The sequence below is a fragment of the Shewanella sp. SM95 genome (assembly GCF_025653595.1).
Classification (GTDB): Bacteria; Pseudomonadota; Gammaproteobacteria; order Enterobacterales; family Shewanellaceae; genus Shewanella; species Shewanella oncorhynchi.
In genome coordinates this window covers 253342-271553 of record NZ_JAKKSE010000003.1, presented here as the reverse complement: position 1 = coordinate 271553, position 18212 = coordinate 253342, and the positions used below count along the sequence as shown (strand labels likewise).

The following is an 18212-nucleotide window of genomic DNA, read 5'->3' as shown; positions in this document are numbered from 1 at the left end:
AAAAGGAAAAGGCAATAACATGGATGATTTAACCGCAGATTTTTTAGCAAAACACCCTTATATCCCCACTCAATTTATTGCGTTAGATGCAGAAACGACCGGGCTCAGCGCTGACGTTGATAAAATTATCGAAATCGCCGCAATCAAATTTGATCTGCTGTCGAACGATCATCCAGTATTTGAAGCGTTGATTAATCCTAATGTAAAAGTCTCGCGCAAGATCACAAGTATTACTGGTATCACCAATGCGATGTTAGCTGATCAAGAGACCTTCACCGACATAGCGCAAGACCTAAAGCAATTTATAGGTGATCTTCCAATAGTGGCCTACAACGCCAAGTTTGATAAAGGTTTTTTAGATACTGAGTTCGCTAATGTTGGCATCATACTGAATAACCATTACCACTGTGCATTGAATCTGGCAAAGGCCGCATTCAATTTACCTAATTATAAATTAGCCACAGTGGCTGAGCACTGTAGTATCCCGCTTAATGAAGCACATCGCGCTAAAGCCGATGCAGTTGCCGCTGGTAGGGTATTTATGTGCGCAGCTGTGACATTAGGCCATATCAATGAGATTATCCCTAAAAAGCCCTTTACTAAATCATCAGGTGCAGACCACAAAGCATACTCACCCAATGAGTTTGGTGAGCTATACGGTCAGACAATCGTCTTTACGGGCGAACTGTCTATGACTCGCGCCGAAGCCTTTGAAGCCGCCGCTGAACTTGGACTTGAAATTAAATCAGGTGTATCTAAAAAGACCGATTATCTTGTCGTTGGTGAACAGGATGCAAACCTAGTAGGCCCAACGGGTATATCAAGCAAACAGATAAAAGCAGAAGCACTTATCGATGAAGGCTTTGACATTAAAATTTTAGATGAAGATGAATTTATGGCGCTGAAGACATATTAATGGCCGCAAAAAAATGTAAACACTGCGGAAGTGAAGTTTAAACCACTTTACTGAGGCTAACGCTAAATGAAGGAACTAACATGATCCGTCTTGAAATCACCGAAGCGCAATTTGAAGCACAATCAAAAAAGAAACTTGCCGATGTGGTCGCATTATACGATGCGGTAAATCGCTTAAAAGCTGAATATCCAGACAAGGCCAGCTTTCTAGATAAGTTTTTGTCTAATGAGCCTGTCGAGATGATTTATCACGGTGGCTCAACACCGGGCAAGTCTCGCCAAATTAAACCTCAAAAAATTAACGCCGATGGATCATTCAGTGCTTATTGCACCCAGTCTAACGCCTCAAAATCATTCAAATTAGAAAAAGTAGAAATCGTCTAGAATACAATATTAACCGACTGTATTTGATATAAATATTACTATCAAGCAGGTGAGAGTCGAGGCGCTACGCGAGTCTGGCGTCGAAATTAAAATTTTAGATGAAGATGAATTTATGGCGCTGATTGAGGCATAGGCAAGCGTTATCAGACTGAATAACATGGACATATAATTAGGTGGATAGCATGGATATCGATAAAGATAATGTTAAAAAATACATTGTGATAGTACGTTTAGGAAGTGCCGTAATAAAAGGCAGTACTAAAACTAATGCAGTCAGAGTGTCAGAGGCTTTCAGAAAAGTTAACGAACAACTACTGGCAATATCAGGTGCAAAACCACATATTTTGTTTACTGATACTGACGGCATTACCGCAGGGCTTTTAATAAAAAGTTATCTGCCAGCAGGCATTATTAGAGCAAAGCTGAGCGGCGATGATCAACACCGCCAACCCAGTATATTACTCAATGACGATGCCGTAGTCGTTATTGAGATTGGTGATGATCATGCTAACTTTGGTCGTGGTCTAAACTATTCGGCGCTTCAGCTTTTAAGTTAAAGAAGTCTAGCAACTTTTCTTCGTGCTGATAAAAAACACTCAGCGCTTGAGTTAAAGTGAGTTCGCCACGTTTAATAGCGCTAAACTGTTCGGCGGGAATTAGAGTGCTGACAATGTCAGTTAAAGTCGTTTCGCCACGCCCGATGGCATCAAACTGTTCTATAGTGATATGCCCATAGATAAAGGCCATAAGCGGTTCATTAAACTTAACCCTTGCCTCCAAACCTATTCCGCTCCAATAGTCTGACTTTGAAATAACACGTATCAGCAATCTATCTATTTTATTTTGTGCTTTCTTCAGTACGCGAGTTAAATAGGCGCTCAGTTTTTTAAACATAATAACCTCAATCAGGTGACGTTAAACGGTTTTAAACCCGCCTAAGCGGGTTATCAAAACAAAGATATTGTTATGGCTCTTGTGTGCCATTACCGCCATTGCCGCCGCCACTTTGTATTGGCCGCTTTGTCGTTGCAATATCTTCAGCATAAATACCAGCACTGATGATGGCGCCACCAATACGGCGCTTACCGTAACCAATACCGACGGGATTCCCTGCGGCCGTAGTATTAACTGCGCCGCCAAAGGCATAGCTTGGGGCGTTCTCCGCTGCCTCTCTTCCCTTAAGCCCTTTTGCTTGTGGTGAAAGCATTTGCACTACCCCACCGGCAACCATTGCCACACCAACCTGAATTACCGAACCGCTATAGTCGCCGAATATTGTTGTAAAAACGCCAACGACAATAAGAACGGCGCCAATAATAGTTTGCATTACTCCTGCTCGTTTACTACCACCGATAACAGGCACAATCCGTATTTCCCGCGACCCCGCCAAACTAAACTCATCTTCGCCTGTATTTTTGCCATTACGAAAAATCGCATAGCGTAACCCAAGCTTGGCCTGTTCTTTAATGAACTGCTCAAAACCATTCAGCGTGTTTTTAATGGCGCTAAATGCCTCTGTCGTCGTACCCGTATCTAAAAAGCGCTTATGCTCACGGCCAAACTTTTTGGCTAGCGAGCCCGAAAACTTAATAATAGTACATTGATTATTATCCACGATTACCCCCCTCTCTTCAGCTCGATAAGCACTGTTCGCCTTGTTGAACCCATCTAAAATCCATCCTTTTTATTACCCATCCATTACTTCCCATCTAAATATCAACACTAACTTCTTAAGCAATAATATACCAAAACAAAATATTATTCCATTTTGTAATTGACACGATAATTCCATTATGTAATATTTATCACATCGGCGATATGCCACGCTCTTTAACAATCTGGCCCATGAACAACTAAACCCGCCTAGAGCGGACTAGGTTACTCCGAGGATCACGCGGCGGAGGATAGTAATCCGCGTAAACAGACCTATACACCGCTATTGGCGACCGGACTGTTTGAGTGGGAAGAGCCCATAAGAACAGGTACTAAATGGTTTCACTGCGAGCATGACCCAAATATGTGTATAGCCCCGCCAACCATCGGCGGTGTGGTAGATGGACAATCGCCTTGGCAACAGGGCGCATTGGGAAGGTGGCTGATTTATCCATGTGTGACTTAAGGCAGCGTGCGGATTAGCCAGAGTAGTCGTGAGGCAAAGCCAATATAGACAAAGCGAAACGTGAACGGTCGAACGCCGAGACACAGTCACCTTCACCAATGCGATTAACGCCAGCCTGCGGCACCAGCAGGCAATCAACCAGAGGGCAAGCCGATGAAGTAACTCAATAGTTCAACCATGAGCTCAGGTTATGACTGCGCCCCGAGTATCCATGTCGATAGCCAGCTTTGGATCTGGTTAGGGTTAATAAATAAAGGTCCCACTGGTAAAGCAGCGCGAACGCCTGAAAGTTCGGCACCAGTTATTAGCGGCATAGCGCGGCAGAGGACGGGTTCAGGCCGCCGGATGACGTAACCGGCAATCAATAAAACCAAACCATCCGGAATTACCGGATAGTTCAAAGATGTTCAACTGCAGGACGCGAAACCATGAAGACTCAGCAACCCGACTTTCTCGACTTAGTGCTAATGCTACTCGCCAAGTTGATCCCGTTCGACCTGTTATAACGCAAAACCTTCCGTTTAATTTCTAGCCTTTAAAGCCAGCCAAACCTAACCACGATTCAGCGAGGTGACCTATGCAACACCCAATCGCAGCGCAATCATGCGCCATTGCGCAAGATAAACGTGCCACAACCGAAGCTCAGTTGCTAATGCACCTTGGCATAGCCTGTCGCCTCGCCCAATTAACCAACCTAATGCACTGCCCGACCGTCATTCAACGCAAAAATGCATTAGAGCAATATCTGCAAAACAACATTTGCACCTATGCATTTCGCGAGCGCTTCCACGTCACCAAGTTGGATGAAAGCCCGTTAAAAACGACACCACTAAACGAAGTGGCCAACATTCAAATAACTCGCAGCGGCCGCGTAAAACTTACCCGAGTAGCCCTGCCAATCGCGACCGAAATCACCATCAGCGACCGAACCTGCAGCTGGATTAATCGCTGCTTTCAACATCAAGTGATAAACAGCCTAAAGCAGGTTCCCCATGTTTGATGCACAAGATCATGCCACCAGCGACAAATTAGTGGGAATGCTCGCGAACGAGCTTAAGCAAGAGGCGCAAGGCCGCAAGCGTGAAAATGCCATGTCAGCACACTGCGAGCGGTCGATAGCCGAGTTAAACCAGCTGATCATCGACTATCCCGAATCTAAACACACTTGGGTGCGACTGATTGAAAGCTGGCAAGAGATAAAGCAAAAACACGGCCAGCGCAGCGCGCAAGACCTGCTCAACGCTGAATATGCACGACTTGCCAGCACACTAAGCTAAGCACCCAATGTGAACGTGTAAGTCATCGTTACAAGTTCAACTCAAACCAACCCTCTTCCATCTATCAGCCTAGTGAGCAATCACCAGTTTGGAGTTCACCATGTTCTTCGTATACGGCGTGTCCATGACCATAGCTAAAAAAGAAGCGGCTAAAAAGTGCAGCCTATACGAAGGCGTACAGCCGAAACGTCGCGAACTCAGCCCCGCGGAATACCAAGCCAAGCTAGATGAAATGGCGTTGGCCAAGTTTGAACAAATGAAGCCACAAAAGCTATCTCACTCGCTCTCAACGCCTTCGCTCTGTGCGCAATACATTGAGCTAGCAAAAAAACAGGACCAATGCCGCGACCTTCACGTTCGTTACCGCAAACCCACGGGCAAGGTTAACCCCAAAACCAAAAAAGAGATTGTCAGTTGGGTGGTATACAACGGCGAAATCGCCGCATAACGCAACCCTAAGTGCAGTAAAAACAGAGCAGAGAGAATCGATATGAGTTACTACAAAATTACCAATGAAACCGCAGTGCAAGCATTCAAAGCCTTTGATGCAGCTAAAGCAAACTTGATTGAGCAAGCGACTAAATTAGCCGACCACTTTGGTGGCAAACCTATTTTTAGCAATCGCGTTGAAAGTATTTCGTGTGCTGGCATTAACTTTCACAACTTCAACCAGCTTGAAAACAATCATTTATGGTTCAAGCCTAAAGCAGCTAATTGCTTTGCTTCATCACCCAAATACGGCAAGCCGAAAGCAGCAGATCGTGAAGCGTTAGAAGCTATCAGAGCTAAATACAATGCCATGATGCCTGAAGAAGTTTCACGCATACCTTTACTAGAAGCGATTGGTACAAATTGGGGTGACTGCTTATTCGCCCCGCTTTCGCTGTTCCTACACGATGATGTTATTTACCTCGATACCCGCCTAAGTCTTATCGATGCGACAGAGATATTTGGCAGCGAATATGAAGCCGTAAAAAGTGCTTATCAAGCCGCAAAAGTTGAGGTGAAAGCATGAGCACTAAACCTCTTAAAGCCTACGAAGTAAACGAGCCTGAAGAAGGTTGTAGTTGCATCGTCTTTGAAACTAACAGTGCCGCAGCTCGACGCAACGGAGCTGGTGAATTAGGTATTGATTGGGAAGATGTTTCGTACTGTCGTCGCATACCATGGGCTGATCAGTACTCAGATGCTAAAGGCGGTGTTCCTCCACTTGTTTGTATAGCTAACGGTTGGTGGTTTAAGTGCATGCATTGCAATTGCACTATTAACAGTGATCTTGAGGGTGAAGATACTGAGGGTAACTACATCAAGTTAGATCCAGTAGAAGATGGTGAGGCGCTTTACTGTTCTAAAACCTGTAAGGAAAAACAAGATAACGAGAAAGCTAATAGGAATTTAGCTTTTGAGGCGTTTAAGAAGTCAGTTCAAGAGCAAAGACCAGATCTTACTTTTGTCGATTTTCAAGGTGCTTGGCCGTGGATAACGATGACAGCAAGATTCACTTTCCCTGATTCAAAGTACGTATGTAGCGCAAGAGATCAAGACGGGAGCGGCAACATCGAGTGGTTTATTGCCAATGGTGATAAGGCAGCTTGGGACGCATACGAAATCAAGCGCAAGGAGGCAGCATGAGCCCATTATTCTATCTGCGCGATTCGCGCTCTAACGTTGGCAGCACTTGCCTTTTTTGGGCTCAAGATGGTTGCGGATATACCAGCAACTTAAACAAGGCCCATGTTTACACGCTTGAAGAAGCACAGCGCAAATTCAACAGCCGTCACACTGACGTTCCACTTTGCAGAGAGCTTGTGGATGAGTTAGCAATCGTGCGCGTTGATCATCAGTACCTAGGCGATTCTGGCGAAAAGTCAGACTGTAATGAGTACGTTATTCGCGTTGGCAATAGTACTGATGGCAATGATGTTTACTGGCTAACTCTTGATTTTAAAAGCGTTAATTATAAATCATCTGCCGTCTTTAGTTACGAATCAGCACTTTTACGATCATGGGAGCTTGTCGAGCAGGGCTTTGAATCGACTATCTACGCCAAGCCGGATATCGACGCCATCGCGCGCCGTACTTTCCAAGCCGCCAACATCAACGAACGCCGCATGATCACCGCTGCTGGCATTCGCAAACCTAAGCGTCAACGCACCCGCCAAACCACAGGTAAAACTCGCGGTAACTGCCCACATTGTGGCTGTATCACTTGGGGTTTTAATCCTTACGAAAACTATAGCTGCGCTGAGCAATACAGTGAACGCAACGGGCTTAGCTTTGTTGTATCGGATACCTGCGAAGAATTGAAAGCGAGCAAGGCAAGGAAAAAGCAAGCCAAGATTAAAGGAGAAAGGACATGCTAACCCTATCCCCTCCCGATTTTGAAGAAATCGAGGTAGTGAAAGGCTACCAAATTACCTGCACCAGCTGCACTAAAACGCACTTCATTCCACGCAAGAGCCTAAACGTACTGGCAGATATCACCGAAGGCCTAAGCCACTCAGGTTGGCAAAAGGCCATCAACGACAATGAATACTTTGTCTGCGTGTGCCCAAAATGCGTGAATGAACTTAAAGAAAACGAACTAGAACAGGGAGAAGCATGATGGATATGTGTTACTCAATGCCCGCTGTGGTGGGCGTACAAGGCGGAAAAGTGTTTTACACCGTGATCATGTCAATGCGTGTACTAGTTCGTATGTTACGCATTGACGATGCCGGCAGTGTGCTCGACCGAAGCCAGCGCAAAGTTAACCCTGCCCGTGCTAAATCCATTGGCAATTACATGGTAACGAATCCAACGGGGTATTTTCTGCCAGGCATTATCGGCGTGGTTGAAGTGCCAACAGGCGGCGATGCGCCAAAGTTCGAAGCGTCCGAAATCAGCGGCGTAGTTGGCGTGTTAAAAGTCGGCCTTGATTCGATTATCAAGTTGTTCGACGGCCAGCACCGCGCCACGGGTATCGCCAAGGCACTCGAAAAATCACCGGAGATTGCCCAAGACTCAATCTCTATCACCCTGTACATGAATTTATCGCTGCAAGAGCGCCAGCAAGCGTTTACCGATATAAACCAAAATGCCAGCAAGCCGCCTCAAGGTTTGTCAGATACCTATAACCACAGGGATGAGTTATCAAAGCTCACCATGGATATTGTGAACCAAATCGACTGGATGCAAGGCCGTGTTGATTTTGCGACAAACAAACCTACTGCACAGAGCGAGTGCTATTGGTCCTTTAAACAAATTAAAGACGCCACAGCCATCATGCTCGGCACCAAGAAAAACTTTGAACCCTTTCACGCCACCCTTGCCTATGACTTTTGGAACACCATGGGCGCAGCAATGGAGCTCCAATCAATTGGCAGTAAAGAGCGCGAAACCAGCTTATTTACCACCACGGTAATGCTTAAAGCGCTAGCCAGCGCCGCAAACGTGGCTGAGTCAATCGGCCAAAGACACTGGCGCTACGCTTACCAAAACCTCGTTTGGACCCGCAACAGCCAAGACTTCACTGGCCGCTGCATTTGCCCCAAAACAGGCAAGCTACTCGCGAACGCCGATGCCGTGATGCTGACATCAAACCTCATTCTAAAAACGATGCAACAAAAGCTCGACCCAGTTCGCGCCAGCGTTGAAATAACCTATTTCCCAGAGGTGGCAGCATGAACCAACAACTAACCCCAAAGCAAATTGCAGCAAGGGCTTACTACCAAGCGCATAAGGAAAGTATCAAAGCGCAAAAACGCGCTAAATATGCACCTAAAGCACGAAAGCCAAGAGTGATGAAAGTCGCCAACTCATCTACCACACCGCCATCAATAGTTGCACCTAAAAAACAAGCAGTACGATTTCAGCAGGAAAAGGAACCTGTAATTCAGTCTGTGAGGATATCGGCTGAAGATAAAGTTCGCTTGGATAAACGCCGCCGCATCGAGAATATCAAACTAGCCAAAGAGTTGGGCTTAAGCATTGAGGATTTTTAATGATGAGCCAATTTGACTACATCAAACAGCATTACGCTGTTCCAGCAGAAATAGGTCGCTTAGTGAAAGTGAATGGTCGATCTGGCGTAATCGTAAAAGATTGCGGCCATCACCTTGGCGTTAATTTTGACGACGATAAGCCAGGCGTTATTCGTCATTGCCACCCAACTTGGGAAGTTGAATACGGCGAGATTGGCAACATCCGCAAACAGACAAAATCACAACAGCGTTACCAACGCTATTTAGAGTACGGCGATCGCTTTGAAAACTTCATTGAATTTTGTCACTGGGATGCAAGTAAAAATCGCTCATGGAATGGAGGTGCAGCATGAAACAGCGCCCTATTATCTTCAACACCGAAATGGTGCAAGCCATTGTAGATGGCCGTAAAACGCAAACTCGCAGGCAAATGAATCCACAACCAAAGCCTGACACTGAAACTTCTCAAGGTGGTTATTGGTTTCCTTGTGCAGCATTTCAGTCGATGGTGCATGTAGAGGATTTTCAACATCCATTCTCGCGCGGCATGGCTAGTGACGCTTGCCCAATTTGCTCAGTAGGCGATCAGCTTTATGTGCGAGAAACTTTTGCAGATTGTGGCTCAAGGCTTACGTATAAGGCAGATAAGGATGATGGCGCTCACTGCGTTGTTAAACGCTGGACTCCATCTATCCACATGCCGCGTGCTTGCGCTCGTATTCTGCTTGAAGTCACCGCCGTTCGGGTTGAAAGGCTCAATGATATCAGCGAGCAAGATGCAAAAGCAGAAGGTTTGCAATATAGCTCCGTTTACCAACAATGGGGCGGAGTTGAAAAGCATTCAAGCCATAAGCCTCATTCGCCTCATTGGCGTTGGTATAAAAACCCACAACATGCTTTTAAGTCCCTATGGAACTCAATCTATGAAAATTGGGATGCCAACCCGTGGGTGTGGGTTATCGAGTTCAAGGTGATCAGCACCACAGGTGGTGCAGCATGACTAAAGCCGCCCCACGCGAAATGCTCTACTTACTCGCTGGCAGTGAGTCAGAGCGCAAACTCGACTTACTGCTATCGCTAACGCGCATTACATCCGAGCCAACTATTGCAGCCCTAAAGCTGCATTACACCACAGGCTTGGAACCAGAACGCTGCGCCGCTCGCCACTTTATCGAGCTATCAAACCTGATGCGCGCTCAAACCACGCTTAACAACACCATGGGCGTGGTTGAGGCAATCAAAGAAATCGACTGGGAAAAGCATCTTGCCAAGTTAGCCTCGGCAAATGTGCGGATCGTTGAACTCGAGCAGTTGGTCAGCATGGCAGCAAGCTATATGAATGGTAATGAATTACTTGAACAGCACCTTATGGCTGCAATCAGTGATTCAAAGGAGCATGCGGCATGAGCAAAAAATATCAAGTGATTTACGCGGATCCGCCATGGGCATTTAGCAACCAGAACACAGGCGGCTCGATGAAATCCAGCGCCCAAGCCAAGTACACCGTCACTAGCACAGAGGACTTAAAGCGCCTCGATGTGGGCAGCATTGCCGACGACAACTGTGTACTGGTGATGTGGTACGTGGGAGCCATGCCGCAGGATGCCATTGATCTGGTTAAAAGCTGGGGATTCACCCTTAAAAACATGAATGGCTTTGTGTGGAACAAGCTAACAGTGAACAACAATCCATTCTTTGGTATGGGTTTTTGGTCCCGCGCAGGCAGTGAATCGGCAATCATCGCAGTAAAAGGAAAACCAACACCTGCATGCCGCAGCGTTCGCGCAGTGGGCAATTATGATCCAGAAAGCCTTGATGAAGTGCTCGCACACCTTTGCTACGTAGGCGCATATCAAAACATTCGCCACAGCCAAAAGCCAGATGAATTTCGTGATAAATGCGTTGAGCTAATGGGTGATGTTCCTCGCCTTGAAATGTTTGCCAGGACAAAAACTAAAGGCTGGGATGTGTTTGGTAACGAAGTAAAAGGATCAATTGATATCCCGCTTAAGCAAAAAGATATTGCAGGGGAAGCAGCATGAAGCAATCAACCGCAATTCGCGAAGCGCTTAAGAAGTGGTACGCCATGCCACGCGAACAAGCCGGCAGCTGCCAACAGTTTTTAAAACGACTCGCCGAGGAATTGGCAAAGGAAGGTAAGTGATGACAACTAAACGCAGAGTGTTTTTAGACGGCAACGGCTCAAGCCAAATCAATGTTGAAGGTCTTGGCGCTTATGTTCCTGCCACCGTTCTACTCGATGTTAAACAAAAACTGGGTACCGAGATTCAGCAATTGAAAGACCAAGTAAACGCGATGCAGTTGGAACGATCAACGCATATCGATGATATCGGCATCGACAGATTCACTAATGCTATGCGCCTAAAAATGGCCTATGCCAGATCAAAAGGTCGCAGCGGTTGGGATGATCAATCGCGGTGCTCAGGCGAGCAATTATCCGCGGCATTGGTTGAACATTTAAGCAAAGGTAACGATGGCACATTTGAAGATGTTGCCAACTTCGCCATGATGCTGCACCAGCGTAAGGAGTCACCAAGGCTGTTGATTGATGCTGTTAGCTCAATCAAGGCAAATGTCGTGACGGAATTAGTGGAAGTGCTTAATGAAGCGTCCGAATACGCACTCAACAATGATTACCTACAAGAAGCTCAAGTCATGAGTGATGCGGCAGAGCTTATATCCAATCACGCTTTGCAAGTTATGAGTATTAATAAGGAAGGTGCAGCATGAAGCCACTTTCATTATCAGAACGATTAAACCAGTTCGCTACAGATCAAGATGATTTATCTCGTCGGGGTGAAAAGAACCTTGCAGCAGAAGCAGCTCAAACAATTGATTCGCTCACCGCAGAACGCGACCAGCTAGCGGCACAGGCAGAAGAACTTAAAGCTATGCACGTCGATGCACTCGGTGATGGCTGGTATGACGGCTATTTAGCTTGCAAAAATGATGTAAGCAACGAGCACTTTGATATTGATACAGTCAATGACAGTGATGTTCTTGAATGGTCTGAGCACTATGAGTCAGAACACCTCTATTCAAAATCAATTGCTGATATCCGCGCCAAGGCAGTAATGAACTTTGCAGAAGTACCACGCATGGCTTATCTGAGTGGTGGCGTCACTGCTGAACTAACAGTTTATGACGTTTATCAGTCGGCACGTAACTACGTAAAAGATAATTATGGCTATAACACACAGCCATGGGATGACGATGACGCAACGGCAGTGAGAACTGAATTGCAGCCAATATCCACCGCGCCTAAATCAGACATGATTATGCTTGATGCCGGATTCGGATTTTTAACAGCAGGACACTGGAACGAAACAGAACAATGCTGGGTTTACGCGGCAATTAACTGCAATGACGGCGAAGGTCACGATATGTACTTTGAAAATGAGTACGAAAAAAATCCAGTTGGGTGGCTTCCCATTCCTAGAATAGATAAGGGTGGTGAGTAATGGGCAACCTAAGTAAATCGTGTCATCAATGCAAGCACCTTGAATGGGTTGAAGGTGAAACTGATAGCAATACAGGGTGGTCATGCGACAAAAGGCAATCGGCAATTTTTAACAGTTCTGCTGATTGGCCTTTAATAGAATCGAGCTTTTTATCAAAGCTTAGCGATGAAAAGTACAGGAATAGATATAAAAGATGTTTTGAACAAGGTGGTAAGTGATGGCAACAATAAAATTAACAGCCAGCGAGCAACAGCAAATATCAGAAATACTCAGTCGCAGGGCAAATGAAGTTGCTGGTTTTAGCGATGACTATAGAAGAAAGGATGAACACTACGGAAGTGTTGAGCTTGCTCTTACACGTGAAGTCCTGCGTCTTAGGAATCTTGCTAACCGTGTAAACCCACCAAAACCTAAAGATGATGAGGAGTGCTAATGAAAACTACAATAACCGCAGTGCTTACCTGCTTGGTTGTATCACTGTTAATGACACTGATTATTGTCGTGGTATTTAGCAAACCAACACCTTTGTTAGTTTTCTTTTTTATTTGGGGAATAGGTTTTATGTCATCTTGGTTTTCGGTATTTGCAATCACCAAAACCTGCAAGGTATTAGTTCTCGACGATAAAACCCGAGTGATTGTTGTCGATGGACGTAGCAATAAGGCAGGTGAAGCATGAAGATGAATGACAGACTTAACCTAGCTATCGCAGAGAACGCCGAGCTTAAAGCCAGAATTACCGAGCTTGAGCAACAAGTGGCAACCCTTAGCAAGCGTCCTGAGTTTGATCTATCAACTGTTCAAGGCCGTGAGCAAGCAGTGATTGCTCAATTAGATAGGATGGGGATGAAAACCGACCTAATGGCATTAGACGAATGCATATTAAATAAGGCAGGTGCATGATGATTAAAGGTTACTGGTGTACAAAAGACATCACCGAGCGGTTTAGATGCACTAGCCGCACCATTTACCGCTGGATGCAAAAACCACAGCATCCATTTCCAAAACCACGGATGCTAGCAGCAGGCAGTCAAAACTTGTGGGCCATCGATGATGTAGAAGCGTGGGAGACTCAAGCAGCAAACCACCAAACAAATAACAGCCAAGCCGCTTAACCCCCCCCTATCGTTCTGTATATCGTTACAACTCACTTCCAATAATGTCGCACAATCTATGATGCCAAGCGGTATATGCTGCCGCTTGGGTTTTTAAATATAAATTGTGGTCATACACGCCTTGAATGCCTGGCAACTTATGCCCGAGCATCACCTCTGCAGTCCTTTCATCTGTCAAATCTGAAAAGTTAGTGCGCGCGGTTTTACGTAAATCATGGATAGACCAATGCGTGATGCCGCATTCATGATGCTTATTTATCCAATTATTGATGACGTTCACTATAGATAAATGCGATGTCGACGCTAACGGCTTGGCTTCACTATCAGGCTTTTCGCTGAAAGAATCTGCCGACCCAAATAAAAATTTACCTGAGCTTAATAGAAAAGCCTCTTTCAGTAGAGGCACAATTTCAGGCACGATAGGCCTGACAATTTGGTTGCCACTATAACCAGTTTTATGGTTTTCAGCCGGAACAGTCCAGACCATTTTATCAAAATCAAAATGTGACTTTTCAGCTAGGCGTAGTTCACCTGTTCGACAAGCGAAGAACAGGTGGAGCTTGATAAAGACTTTGTTTTTAGGTGCAACTCTTGAGCGTCTAAGCGCATCCCAAAGCAAGACGATTTCATCATTACTCAGCGAACGCTTGCCAACACGCTTAACGACATGAAGATCTTCTCTCGCACTAATGTCAGATAAAGTGTTATCGCTGATTAGCCGCATTCTAACACCCCAGCCAAGCATTTTTTTGGCATTGGCCAATATACTTGCGGCCACTGCTGGCGTTCCCTTCGCGATGTCATCAAGCACAGTAAGCCATGTATGTAATTTAGTGTCCTGCACTAACATCATGCCAATTCGAGGTAATAAGTGAATTTCAAAGCTACGTAATACCTGCTTGTGGCACTTTTCATTTCTGATTTTTTTCGCACTATGCCAACGATAAAACAAGTCGCTGATCGTTGGTGCATATTCAATTTCAATCCGATCGTTAATCTTAACTAATTTAGGATCATAACCTTTCTCTAGCTCACCTTTTAAACGTAAGCATTCCGTCCGGGCGGACTTTAATGAAGTCGCAGGGTAAGAGCCGAGATCAAGCCGTGATGCTTTGCCAATATATCGATAGCGCAATTGAAATGTAAGTTTGCCTTTGGGTGACACTCTCACACTTAAGCCATCACGATCGGCCTTCTCATAAGCCTTGTCGATCTCCTTGCCGGAGTTAGCTTTTAGCCATGAATCTGACAGCGCCATAAACCCTCTTTGTGTACAAATTTTTTTAGCCTCAGCGGCTATCGGTGTACATAGTGTAAATTTGCACACAAATTTGTACAAGTTTTGCTTGTCTTATGTCGAGTTTGAATGTCTTAGTTTGTCGCAGTGATTTGACGCATGGCGAGGATTTTAAAGGATTTTATACTAGCGAATGTCGTGATAAGTCTTTGTTTGTCGCGGTATCAGTGATTGATATCTAAAAGAATCGACTCCAAACGATCTTTTATCATTTCAGGGAGTCGACGTTGAGCTTCCGTTACTGCCAAACTAATTGCTTGTAAATAGGCAGTTTCATCCGCGTTTCCATGGCTTTTTACAACTATTCCGCGCAATCCTATCAGACTTGCACCGTTATAGTGGTCGGGGTTCATCTGACTAAGGACCGCCTGGATACGAGGGGCGATAAGTTTAGCCAGAAAACGAACGAATAAACCTTGGGTTAGTCCCCGTTTTAACTGATGTACTAATAACTTGGCAATACCTTCTGAGGTCTTGAGCGTGATGTTACCCACAAACCCATCACAAACAATCACATCCACATTACCGGAATAGATTTCATCCCCTTCGATAAAACCTGTGTAATTGATTTGTTCTGTGTGTTGCAGCAACTGCGCGGCTTGCTGAACTTGGTCATTGCCTTTAATTTCTTCAACGCCCACATTGAGCAAGGCGACTTTTGGCCGAGATTTCTTATCTACCGCTTCGCACAGGACTGAGCCCATCACGGCAAATTGAAATAAGGTTTCCGAGTCACAGGAAATATTCGCGCCCAAATCCAACAAATAAACCGGTTTTTGAGTCACCGCAGGTAAACAACTGACTAATGCAGGTCGATCAACACCAGGCAAGGTCTTCAGCAATACTTTCGCCATTGCCATCAGCGCCCCTGTGTTACCGGCACTCACACACGCTTGTGCGCGGTCGTCACGCACTAACTCAATAGCCAATCGCATGGAACTGTTTTTACGTGTACGCAAGGCATGCACAGGCCTATCGGACATACTAACGACTTCATCGGTATGAATGATTTCTATGCGCGAAAGTAAACTCGCTTCGGCTTGACGTAGATAGACATCAATTTCAGTCTTGTCACCGACTAAAATGATTTTAAGAAAAGAATGTAATTGTAGTGCCCGCAAGGCTGCAGGCACCGTGACGTGGGGGCCATGATCACCACCCATTGCATCTAACGCAAGCGTCAGATTCGTCATTAGGAAACCAACAAATTACTTGTTGATTACCTTTTTACCGCGATAGAAGCCATCTGCAGTCACATTGTGACGCATATGGATTTCACCGCTGGTAGCGTCTACAGACAGCTGAGCAGTGCTCAGTGCGTCATGTGAACGGCGCATTCCGCGCTTTGAACGTGATTTTTTGTTCTGTTGTACAGCCATTGGCCTGTCTCCTCGATTACTTGCTCTTCAGTTTTTCTAACACTGCAAACGGATTTGGACGCTCCTCTTGAGCGGGTTCTATCTCGCCTACAACCATGTCTTTAGATCCTGCACTGCAATCAATTTCTTGATGCATTGGGATTATCGGCATAGCGACTATCAATTCATCTTCGATCAATTGATGTAGACGCACTTCGCCAATTTCATTGCACTCAATTGGGTCATACGCATCCGGGAGCTCATCGATTTCTGCTTTAGTCCGACATGGACCAAAACAAAACTCGACCGTAACCTCAGTGGTAAATAGTGTCATGCAACGTTGACATATCAGAGTGAGCTCCGTCACAGCCTTCCCTTTCAGGTAGACTATCCCCTGTAAATCTACGCCACATTCAAGCGACACTGCCACATCGGAACAGTCGCCGGCACATAACTCAGTTAATCTTTTCAGTTGCACACCAGGAACAACGCCCTGATAAACTAGGCGACTCGAGGCGGCGCGAAATGGATCAATTGAAACCGGTATCTTTACTGTTTGCATAAGGCGCGCATATTATAGTTTGAAAACGCTAGAGTCAAAGAAAAAATACTAACTTAAGTCCCAGTTTGCGACTTAAGCCTTTCCCCTGCCCCAACATTGAAATTGACGGAAGCGAAATAGTACCCAAGCATGGGGCCGCATACAAGCGCAAGCCGCCTAAAATAGTCGCATTCATTGAAAAGAAACCGTAAAAGACGAAACTCTTGCACTCTCCCGCATTGATTGGTCACAATATGAGTCACTCTTTTGCGGATATCTCATTATGCCAACCCCATTAATCTTAGCTTCGACGTCTGTATATCGACAATCTTTACTGCGAAAACTCGGGTTACCCTTCGAATGCTGCAATCCTAATATTGACGAAACGGCGTATCTCGAAGAATCGGCCCATGCTTTAGTGCTGCGATTAGCAAAAGCAAAAGCCGTCGCGGGAGCAGAACAATTCCCCGATGGTCTGATTATTGGATCCGATCAAGTTGCCGTCATTGATGGCAAGATTATCGGTAAACCCCATCATTTTAATAATGCCGTCGCGCAGCTCACTCAAGCCTCAGGCAAGGCCATCACCTTTTATACTGGTCTTGCACTCTATAATGCCAAAACTGGCGCTATGGCCGCCGAGGTTGAACCCTTTACGGTTCATTTTAGGCATCTTAGCCATGCGCAGATTGTGGCTTACATTGAAAAAGAAGAGCCCTATTATTGCGCGGGCAGTTTTAAGAGCGAAGGTTTAGGTATCGCGTTATTTACAGCGCTCGAAGGTCGCGATCCCAATACCTTAGTTGGCTTACCACTGATATTACTGACGGAAATGCTGTTAGCCCAAGGCGTAGACGTACTCGCTTAAACGTTTACCAAGGCTTTGCTCTATTTGCTCAGTTTACGCGCATCAAAAATACCGGGTTACTGAGTCGTTTCATCGACGAGAAGATGAGACGTAAATAAAAGTGATAAGAAAGTCTCATGCGCAGCGGCATGTATTGCCGCTTCAGCATTAAATAGCAGTATTAGAGGTATTGCAGTAATTGCTTTGGTGAATCAATCAAGGCGATAGGTTTTGCCCGCAGCAACTTTTCGGCACTGTGAGCGCCATAGGTCACACCAACGCTATCAATCCCTGCATTGGCCGCCATGGTTAAATCCAGCAGAGAATCACCCACCATTAAGGCTCTGTTCGGTGCAATATTCAATTCTTTCAGCAAGCTTGAGATCATTTCAGGGTGGGGTTTGCTGTGCACTTCATCGGCGCAGCGTGACGCAACAAAGTATCGACCTAAGCCTGTTTGCTCAAAGACGCGATCAAGCCCTGCACGGGCTTTACCAGTTGCGACGGCTAACTTATAGCCTTGGCTATGCAAGTCATCAATTAACGCTGGAGTTTGTACAAACAAGGGAGTTGGCGTGGTGTCTAAATGCAAATATTGTGCTTTAAACTCAGCGCGCATCTGCTGATATTGATCATTTTCGCCTTGGCTGAATGCATTATTAGAATGTAGAGGCTGAGAATATGCAGAAGAAGCGCTGCAATTAAGCCCCTCAGGGAACAGGACTCGCAGCGCTTCTGTCATAGAAAGACCAATAATATCGCGAATGTCACTTTCAGTTGGGATAGGTAACTGCAATGCCTTAGCCATATTTTCAATACAAGTGATAATTTTACCGATGGAGTCCATCAGAGTGCCATCCCAATCGAAAATCACTAAATCGTATTGCTTTATCTTCATCCTTGAAACCTATCCCCG

The 18212-nt window shown here is 45.5% G+C and carries 31 protein-coding genes; 24 read left to right on the top strand and 7 right to left on the bottom strand.

What is annotated here, in order from left to right; genetic code table 11:
- Nucleotides 1-19 precede the first annotated feature (19 nt).
- From L5M29_RS06560 to L5M29_RS06550, 3 genes are all read left to right on the top strand, one after another.
- A complete protein-coding gene (locus tag L5M29_RS06560) occupies nucleotides 20-916 on the top strand; it encodes an exonuclease domain-containing protein (RefSeq protein ID WP_263166858.1) in 897 nt (298 codons plus the stop codon).
- An 80-nt stretch (nucleotides 917-996) separates the two neighbouring features.
- Entirely contained in the window at nucleotides 997-1299 is a 303-nt protein-coding gene (locus L5M29_RS06555) for a hypothetical protein (protein ID WP_259574262.1), read from the top strand.
- Between the two features lie 182 nt (nucleotides 1300-1481).
- Nucleotides 1482-1856 (top strand): hypothetical protein, encoded by a 375-nt coding sequence (locus L5M29_RS06550; protein ID WP_263166857.1) that lies wholly within the window; start codon nucleotides 1482-1484, stop codon nucleotides 1854-1856.
- Here the strand turns inward: L5M29_RS06550 and L5M29_RS06545 are convergent.
- Both L5M29_RS06545 and L5M29_RS06540 read right to left on the bottom strand, forming a co-directional pair.
- On the bottom strand, nucleotides 1807-2193 hold the full coding sequence (locus tag L5M29_RS06545) for a hypothetical protein (protein ID WP_263166856.1): 387 nt from the start codon (nucleotides 2191-2193) through the stop codon (nucleotides 1807-1809). The genes L5M29_RS06550 and L5M29_RS06545 overlap by 50 nt on opposite strands.
- 70 nt (nucleotides 2194-2263) lie before the next feature.
- The gene (locus L5M29_RS06540) at nucleotides 2264-2914 is read right to left on the bottom strand and encodes a tail assembly protein (protein ID WP_263166855.1); all 651 of its coding nucleotides are present in this window, start codon (nucleotides 2912-2914) and stop codon (nucleotides 2264-2266) included.
- A gap of 1081 nt (nucleotides 2915-3995) precedes the next feature.
- Here L5M29_RS06540 and L5M29_RS06535 point away from each other — a divergent pair.
- From L5M29_RS06535 to L5M29_RS06440, 20 genes are all read left to right on the top strand, one after another.
- A complete protein-coding gene (locus L5M29_RS06535) occupies nucleotides 3996-4418 on the top strand; it encodes a hypothetical protein (RefSeq protein ID WP_263166854.1) in 423 nt (140 codons plus the stop codon).
- Nucleotides 4411-4695: a hypothetical protein gene (locus tag L5M29_RS06530; protein WP_263166853.1), complete on the top strand. Its 285-nt coding sequence runs from the start codon at nucleotides 4411-4413 to the stop codon at nucleotides 4693-4695. Before L5M29_RS06535 ends, L5M29_RS06530 begins: the two co-directional genes overlap by 8 nt.
- A 100-nt stretch (nucleotides 4696-4795) precedes the next feature.
- Complete coding sequence (locus tag L5M29_RS06525) at nucleotides 4796-5143, top strand: hypothetical protein (protein WP_263166852.1); 348 nt, start codon at nucleotides 4796-4798, stop codon at nucleotides 5141-5143.
- A gap of 42 nt (nucleotides 5144-5185) precedes the next feature.
- A complete protein-coding gene (locus L5M29_RS06520; protein ID WP_263166851.1) occupies nucleotides 5186-5710 on the top strand; it encodes a hypothetical protein in 525 nt (174 codons plus the stop codon).
- Nucleotides 5707-6327 (top strand): hypothetical protein, encoded by a 621-nt coding sequence (locus L5M29_RS06515; protein WP_263166849.1) that lies wholly within the window; start codon nucleotides 5707-5709, stop codon nucleotides 6325-6327. The genes L5M29_RS06520 and L5M29_RS06515 overlap by 4 nt, the downstream gene beginning before the upstream one ends.
- The gene (locus L5M29_RS06510) at nucleotides 6324-7058 is read left to right on the top strand and encodes a hypothetical protein (RefSeq protein ID WP_263166847.1); all 735 of its coding nucleotides are present in this window, start codon (nucleotides 6324-6326) and stop codon (nucleotides 7056-7058) included. Before L5M29_RS06515 ends, L5M29_RS06510 begins: the two co-directional genes overlap by 4 nt.
- A complete protein-coding gene (locus L5M29_RS06505; RefSeq protein ID WP_219234321.1) occupies nucleotides 7052-7300 on the top strand; it encodes a hypothetical protein in 249 nt (82 codons plus the stop codon). The genes L5M29_RS06510 and L5M29_RS06505 overlap by 7 nt, the downstream gene beginning before the upstream one ends.
- Nucleotides 7297-8361, top strand: coding sequence for a DGQHR domain-containing protein (locus tag L5M29_RS06500; RefSeq protein ID WP_263166845.1), 1065 nt, complete (start codon nucleotides 7297-7299; stop codon nucleotides 8359-8361). The genes L5M29_RS06505 and L5M29_RS06500 overlap by 4 nt, the downstream gene beginning before the upstream one ends.
- Entirely contained in the window at nucleotides 8358-8678 is a 321-nt protein-coding gene (locus L5M29_RS06495) for a hypothetical protein (protein WP_263166843.1), read from the top strand. Before L5M29_RS06500 ends, L5M29_RS06495 begins: the two co-directional genes overlap by 4 nt.
- Nucleotides 8678-9010 (top strand): hypothetical protein, encoded by a 333-nt coding sequence (locus tag L5M29_RS06490; protein WP_263166841.1) that lies wholly within the window; start codon nucleotides 8678-8680, stop codon nucleotides 9008-9010. Before L5M29_RS06495 ends, L5M29_RS06490 begins: the two co-directional genes overlap by 1 nt.
- On the top strand, nucleotides 9007-9657 hold the full coding sequence (locus tag L5M29_RS06485; RefSeq protein ID WP_263166839.1) for an ASCH domain-containing protein: 651 nt from the start codon (nucleotides 9007-9009) through the stop codon (nucleotides 9655-9657). The genes L5M29_RS06490 and L5M29_RS06485 overlap by 4 nt, the downstream gene beginning before the upstream one ends.
- The gene (locus L5M29_RS06480) at nucleotides 9654-10064 is read left to right on the top strand and encodes a hypothetical protein (protein ID WP_263166837.1); all 411 of its coding nucleotides are present in this window, start codon (nucleotides 9654-9656) and stop codon (nucleotides 10062-10064) included. The genes L5M29_RS06485 and L5M29_RS06480 overlap by 4 nt, the downstream gene beginning before the upstream one ends.
- Complete coding sequence (locus L5M29_RS06475; protein ID WP_259524163.1) at nucleotides 10061-10699, top strand: S-adenosylmethionine-binding domain-containing protein; 639 nt, start codon at nucleotides 10061-10063, stop codon at nucleotides 10697-10699. Before L5M29_RS06480 ends, L5M29_RS06475 begins: the two co-directional genes overlap by 4 nt.
- Complete coding sequence (locus L5M29_RS06470) at nucleotides 10696-10821, top strand: hypothetical protein (RefSeq protein ID WP_259574240.1); 126 nt, start codon at nucleotides 10696-10698, stop codon at nucleotides 10819-10821. The genes L5M29_RS06475 and L5M29_RS06470 overlap by 4 nt, the downstream gene beginning before the upstream one ends.
- Complete coding sequence (locus tag L5M29_RS06465) at nucleotides 10821-11408, top strand: hypothetical protein (protein WP_263166831.1); 588 nt, start codon at nucleotides 10821-10823, stop codon at nucleotides 11406-11408. The genes L5M29_RS06470 and L5M29_RS06465 overlap by 1 nt, the downstream gene beginning before the upstream one ends.
- Nucleotides 11405-12139, top strand: a complete 735-nt coding sequence (locus L5M29_RS06460; RefSeq protein ID WP_263166830.1) for a hypothetical protein — start codon at nucleotides 11405-11407, stop codon at nucleotides 12137-12139. The genes L5M29_RS06465 and L5M29_RS06460 overlap by 4 nt, the downstream gene beginning before the upstream one ends.
- Before the next feature lie 217 nt (nucleotides 12140-12356).
- Nucleotides 12357-12572, top strand: coding sequence for a hypothetical protein (locus L5M29_RS06455; protein ID WP_263166828.1), 216 nt, complete (start codon nucleotides 12357-12359; stop codon nucleotides 12570-12572).
- The gene (locus L5M29_RS06450; RefSeq protein WP_263166826.1) at nucleotides 12572-12817 is read left to right on the top strand and encodes a hypothetical protein; all 246 of its coding nucleotides are present in this window, start codon (nucleotides 12572-12574) and stop codon (nucleotides 12815-12817) included. The genes L5M29_RS06455 and L5M29_RS06450 overlap by 1 nt, the downstream gene beginning before the upstream one ends.
- Nucleotides 12818-12819: 2 nt before the next feature.
- Nucleotides 12820-13041: a hypothetical protein gene (locus L5M29_RS06445; protein WP_263166825.1), complete on the top strand. Its 222-nt coding sequence runs from the start codon at nucleotides 12820-12822 to the stop codon at nucleotides 13039-13041.
- The gene (locus tag L5M29_RS06440) at nucleotides 13038-13253 is read left to right on the top strand and encodes a helix-turn-helix transcriptional regulator (protein ID WP_115334968.1); all 216 of its coding nucleotides are present in this window, start codon (nucleotides 13038-13040) and stop codon (nucleotides 13251-13253) included. The genes L5M29_RS06445 and L5M29_RS06440 overlap by 4 nt, the downstream gene beginning before the upstream one ends.
- Before the next feature lie 25 nt (nucleotides 13254-13278).
- On the opposite strand, the gene L5M29_RS06435 is transcribed toward L5M29_RS06440, so the two are convergent.
- The 4 genes from L5M29_RS06435 to yceD all read right to left on the bottom strand — a co-directional run bounded on the left by L5M29_RS06435 (nucleotide 13279) and on the right by yceD (nucleotide 16470).
- The gene (locus L5M29_RS06435; RefSeq protein ID WP_263166822.1) at nucleotides 13279-14511 is read right to left on the bottom strand and encodes a tyrosine-type recombinase/integrase; all 1233 of its coding nucleotides are present in this window, start codon (nucleotides 14509-14511) and stop codon (nucleotides 13279-13281) included.
- Nucleotides 14512-14714: 203 nt separating this feature from the next.
- Nucleotides 14715-15743 (bottom strand): phosphate acyltransferase PlsX, encoded by a 1029-nt coding sequence (gene plsX / locus L5M29_RS06430; protein WP_168823750.1) that lies wholly within the window; start codon nucleotides 15741-15743, stop codon nucleotides 14715-14717.
- 15 nt (nucleotides 15744-15758) lie between these two features.
- Nucleotides 15759-15929 carry a 50S ribosomal protein L32 gene (gene rpmF / locus L5M29_RS06425; protein ID WP_006081226.1) on the bottom strand — a complete coding sequence of 57 codons (171 nt, stop codon included), beginning with the start codon at nucleotides 15927-15929 and terminating at the stop codon, nucleotides 15759-15761.
- Nucleotides 15930-15945: 16 nt separating this feature from the next.
- Nucleotides 15946-16470 carry a 23S rRNA accumulation protein YceD gene (gene yceD, locus L5M29_RS06420; protein WP_028760371.1) on the bottom strand — a complete coding sequence of 175 codons (525 nt, stop codon included), beginning with the start codon at nucleotides 16468-16470 and terminating at the stop codon, nucleotides 15946-15948.
- 262 nt (nucleotides 16471-16732) lie between these two features.
- Between yceD and L5M29_RS06415 the strand changes: the two genes are divergently transcribed.
- Nucleotides 16733-17317 (top strand): Maf family protein, encoded by a 585-nt coding sequence (locus L5M29_RS06415; protein WP_263166820.1) that lies wholly within the window; start codon nucleotides 16733-16735, stop codon nucleotides 17315-17317.
- Between the two features lie 160 nt (nucleotides 17318-17477).
- On the opposite strand, the gene L5M29_RS06410 is transcribed toward L5M29_RS06415, so the two are convergent.
- Nucleotides 17478-18194: an HAD family hydrolase gene (locus tag L5M29_RS06410; RefSeq protein WP_263166818.1), complete on the bottom strand. Its 717-nt coding sequence runs from the start codon at nucleotides 18192-18194 to the stop codon at nucleotides 17478-17480.
- Nucleotides 18195-18212 lie beyond the last annotated feature (18 nt).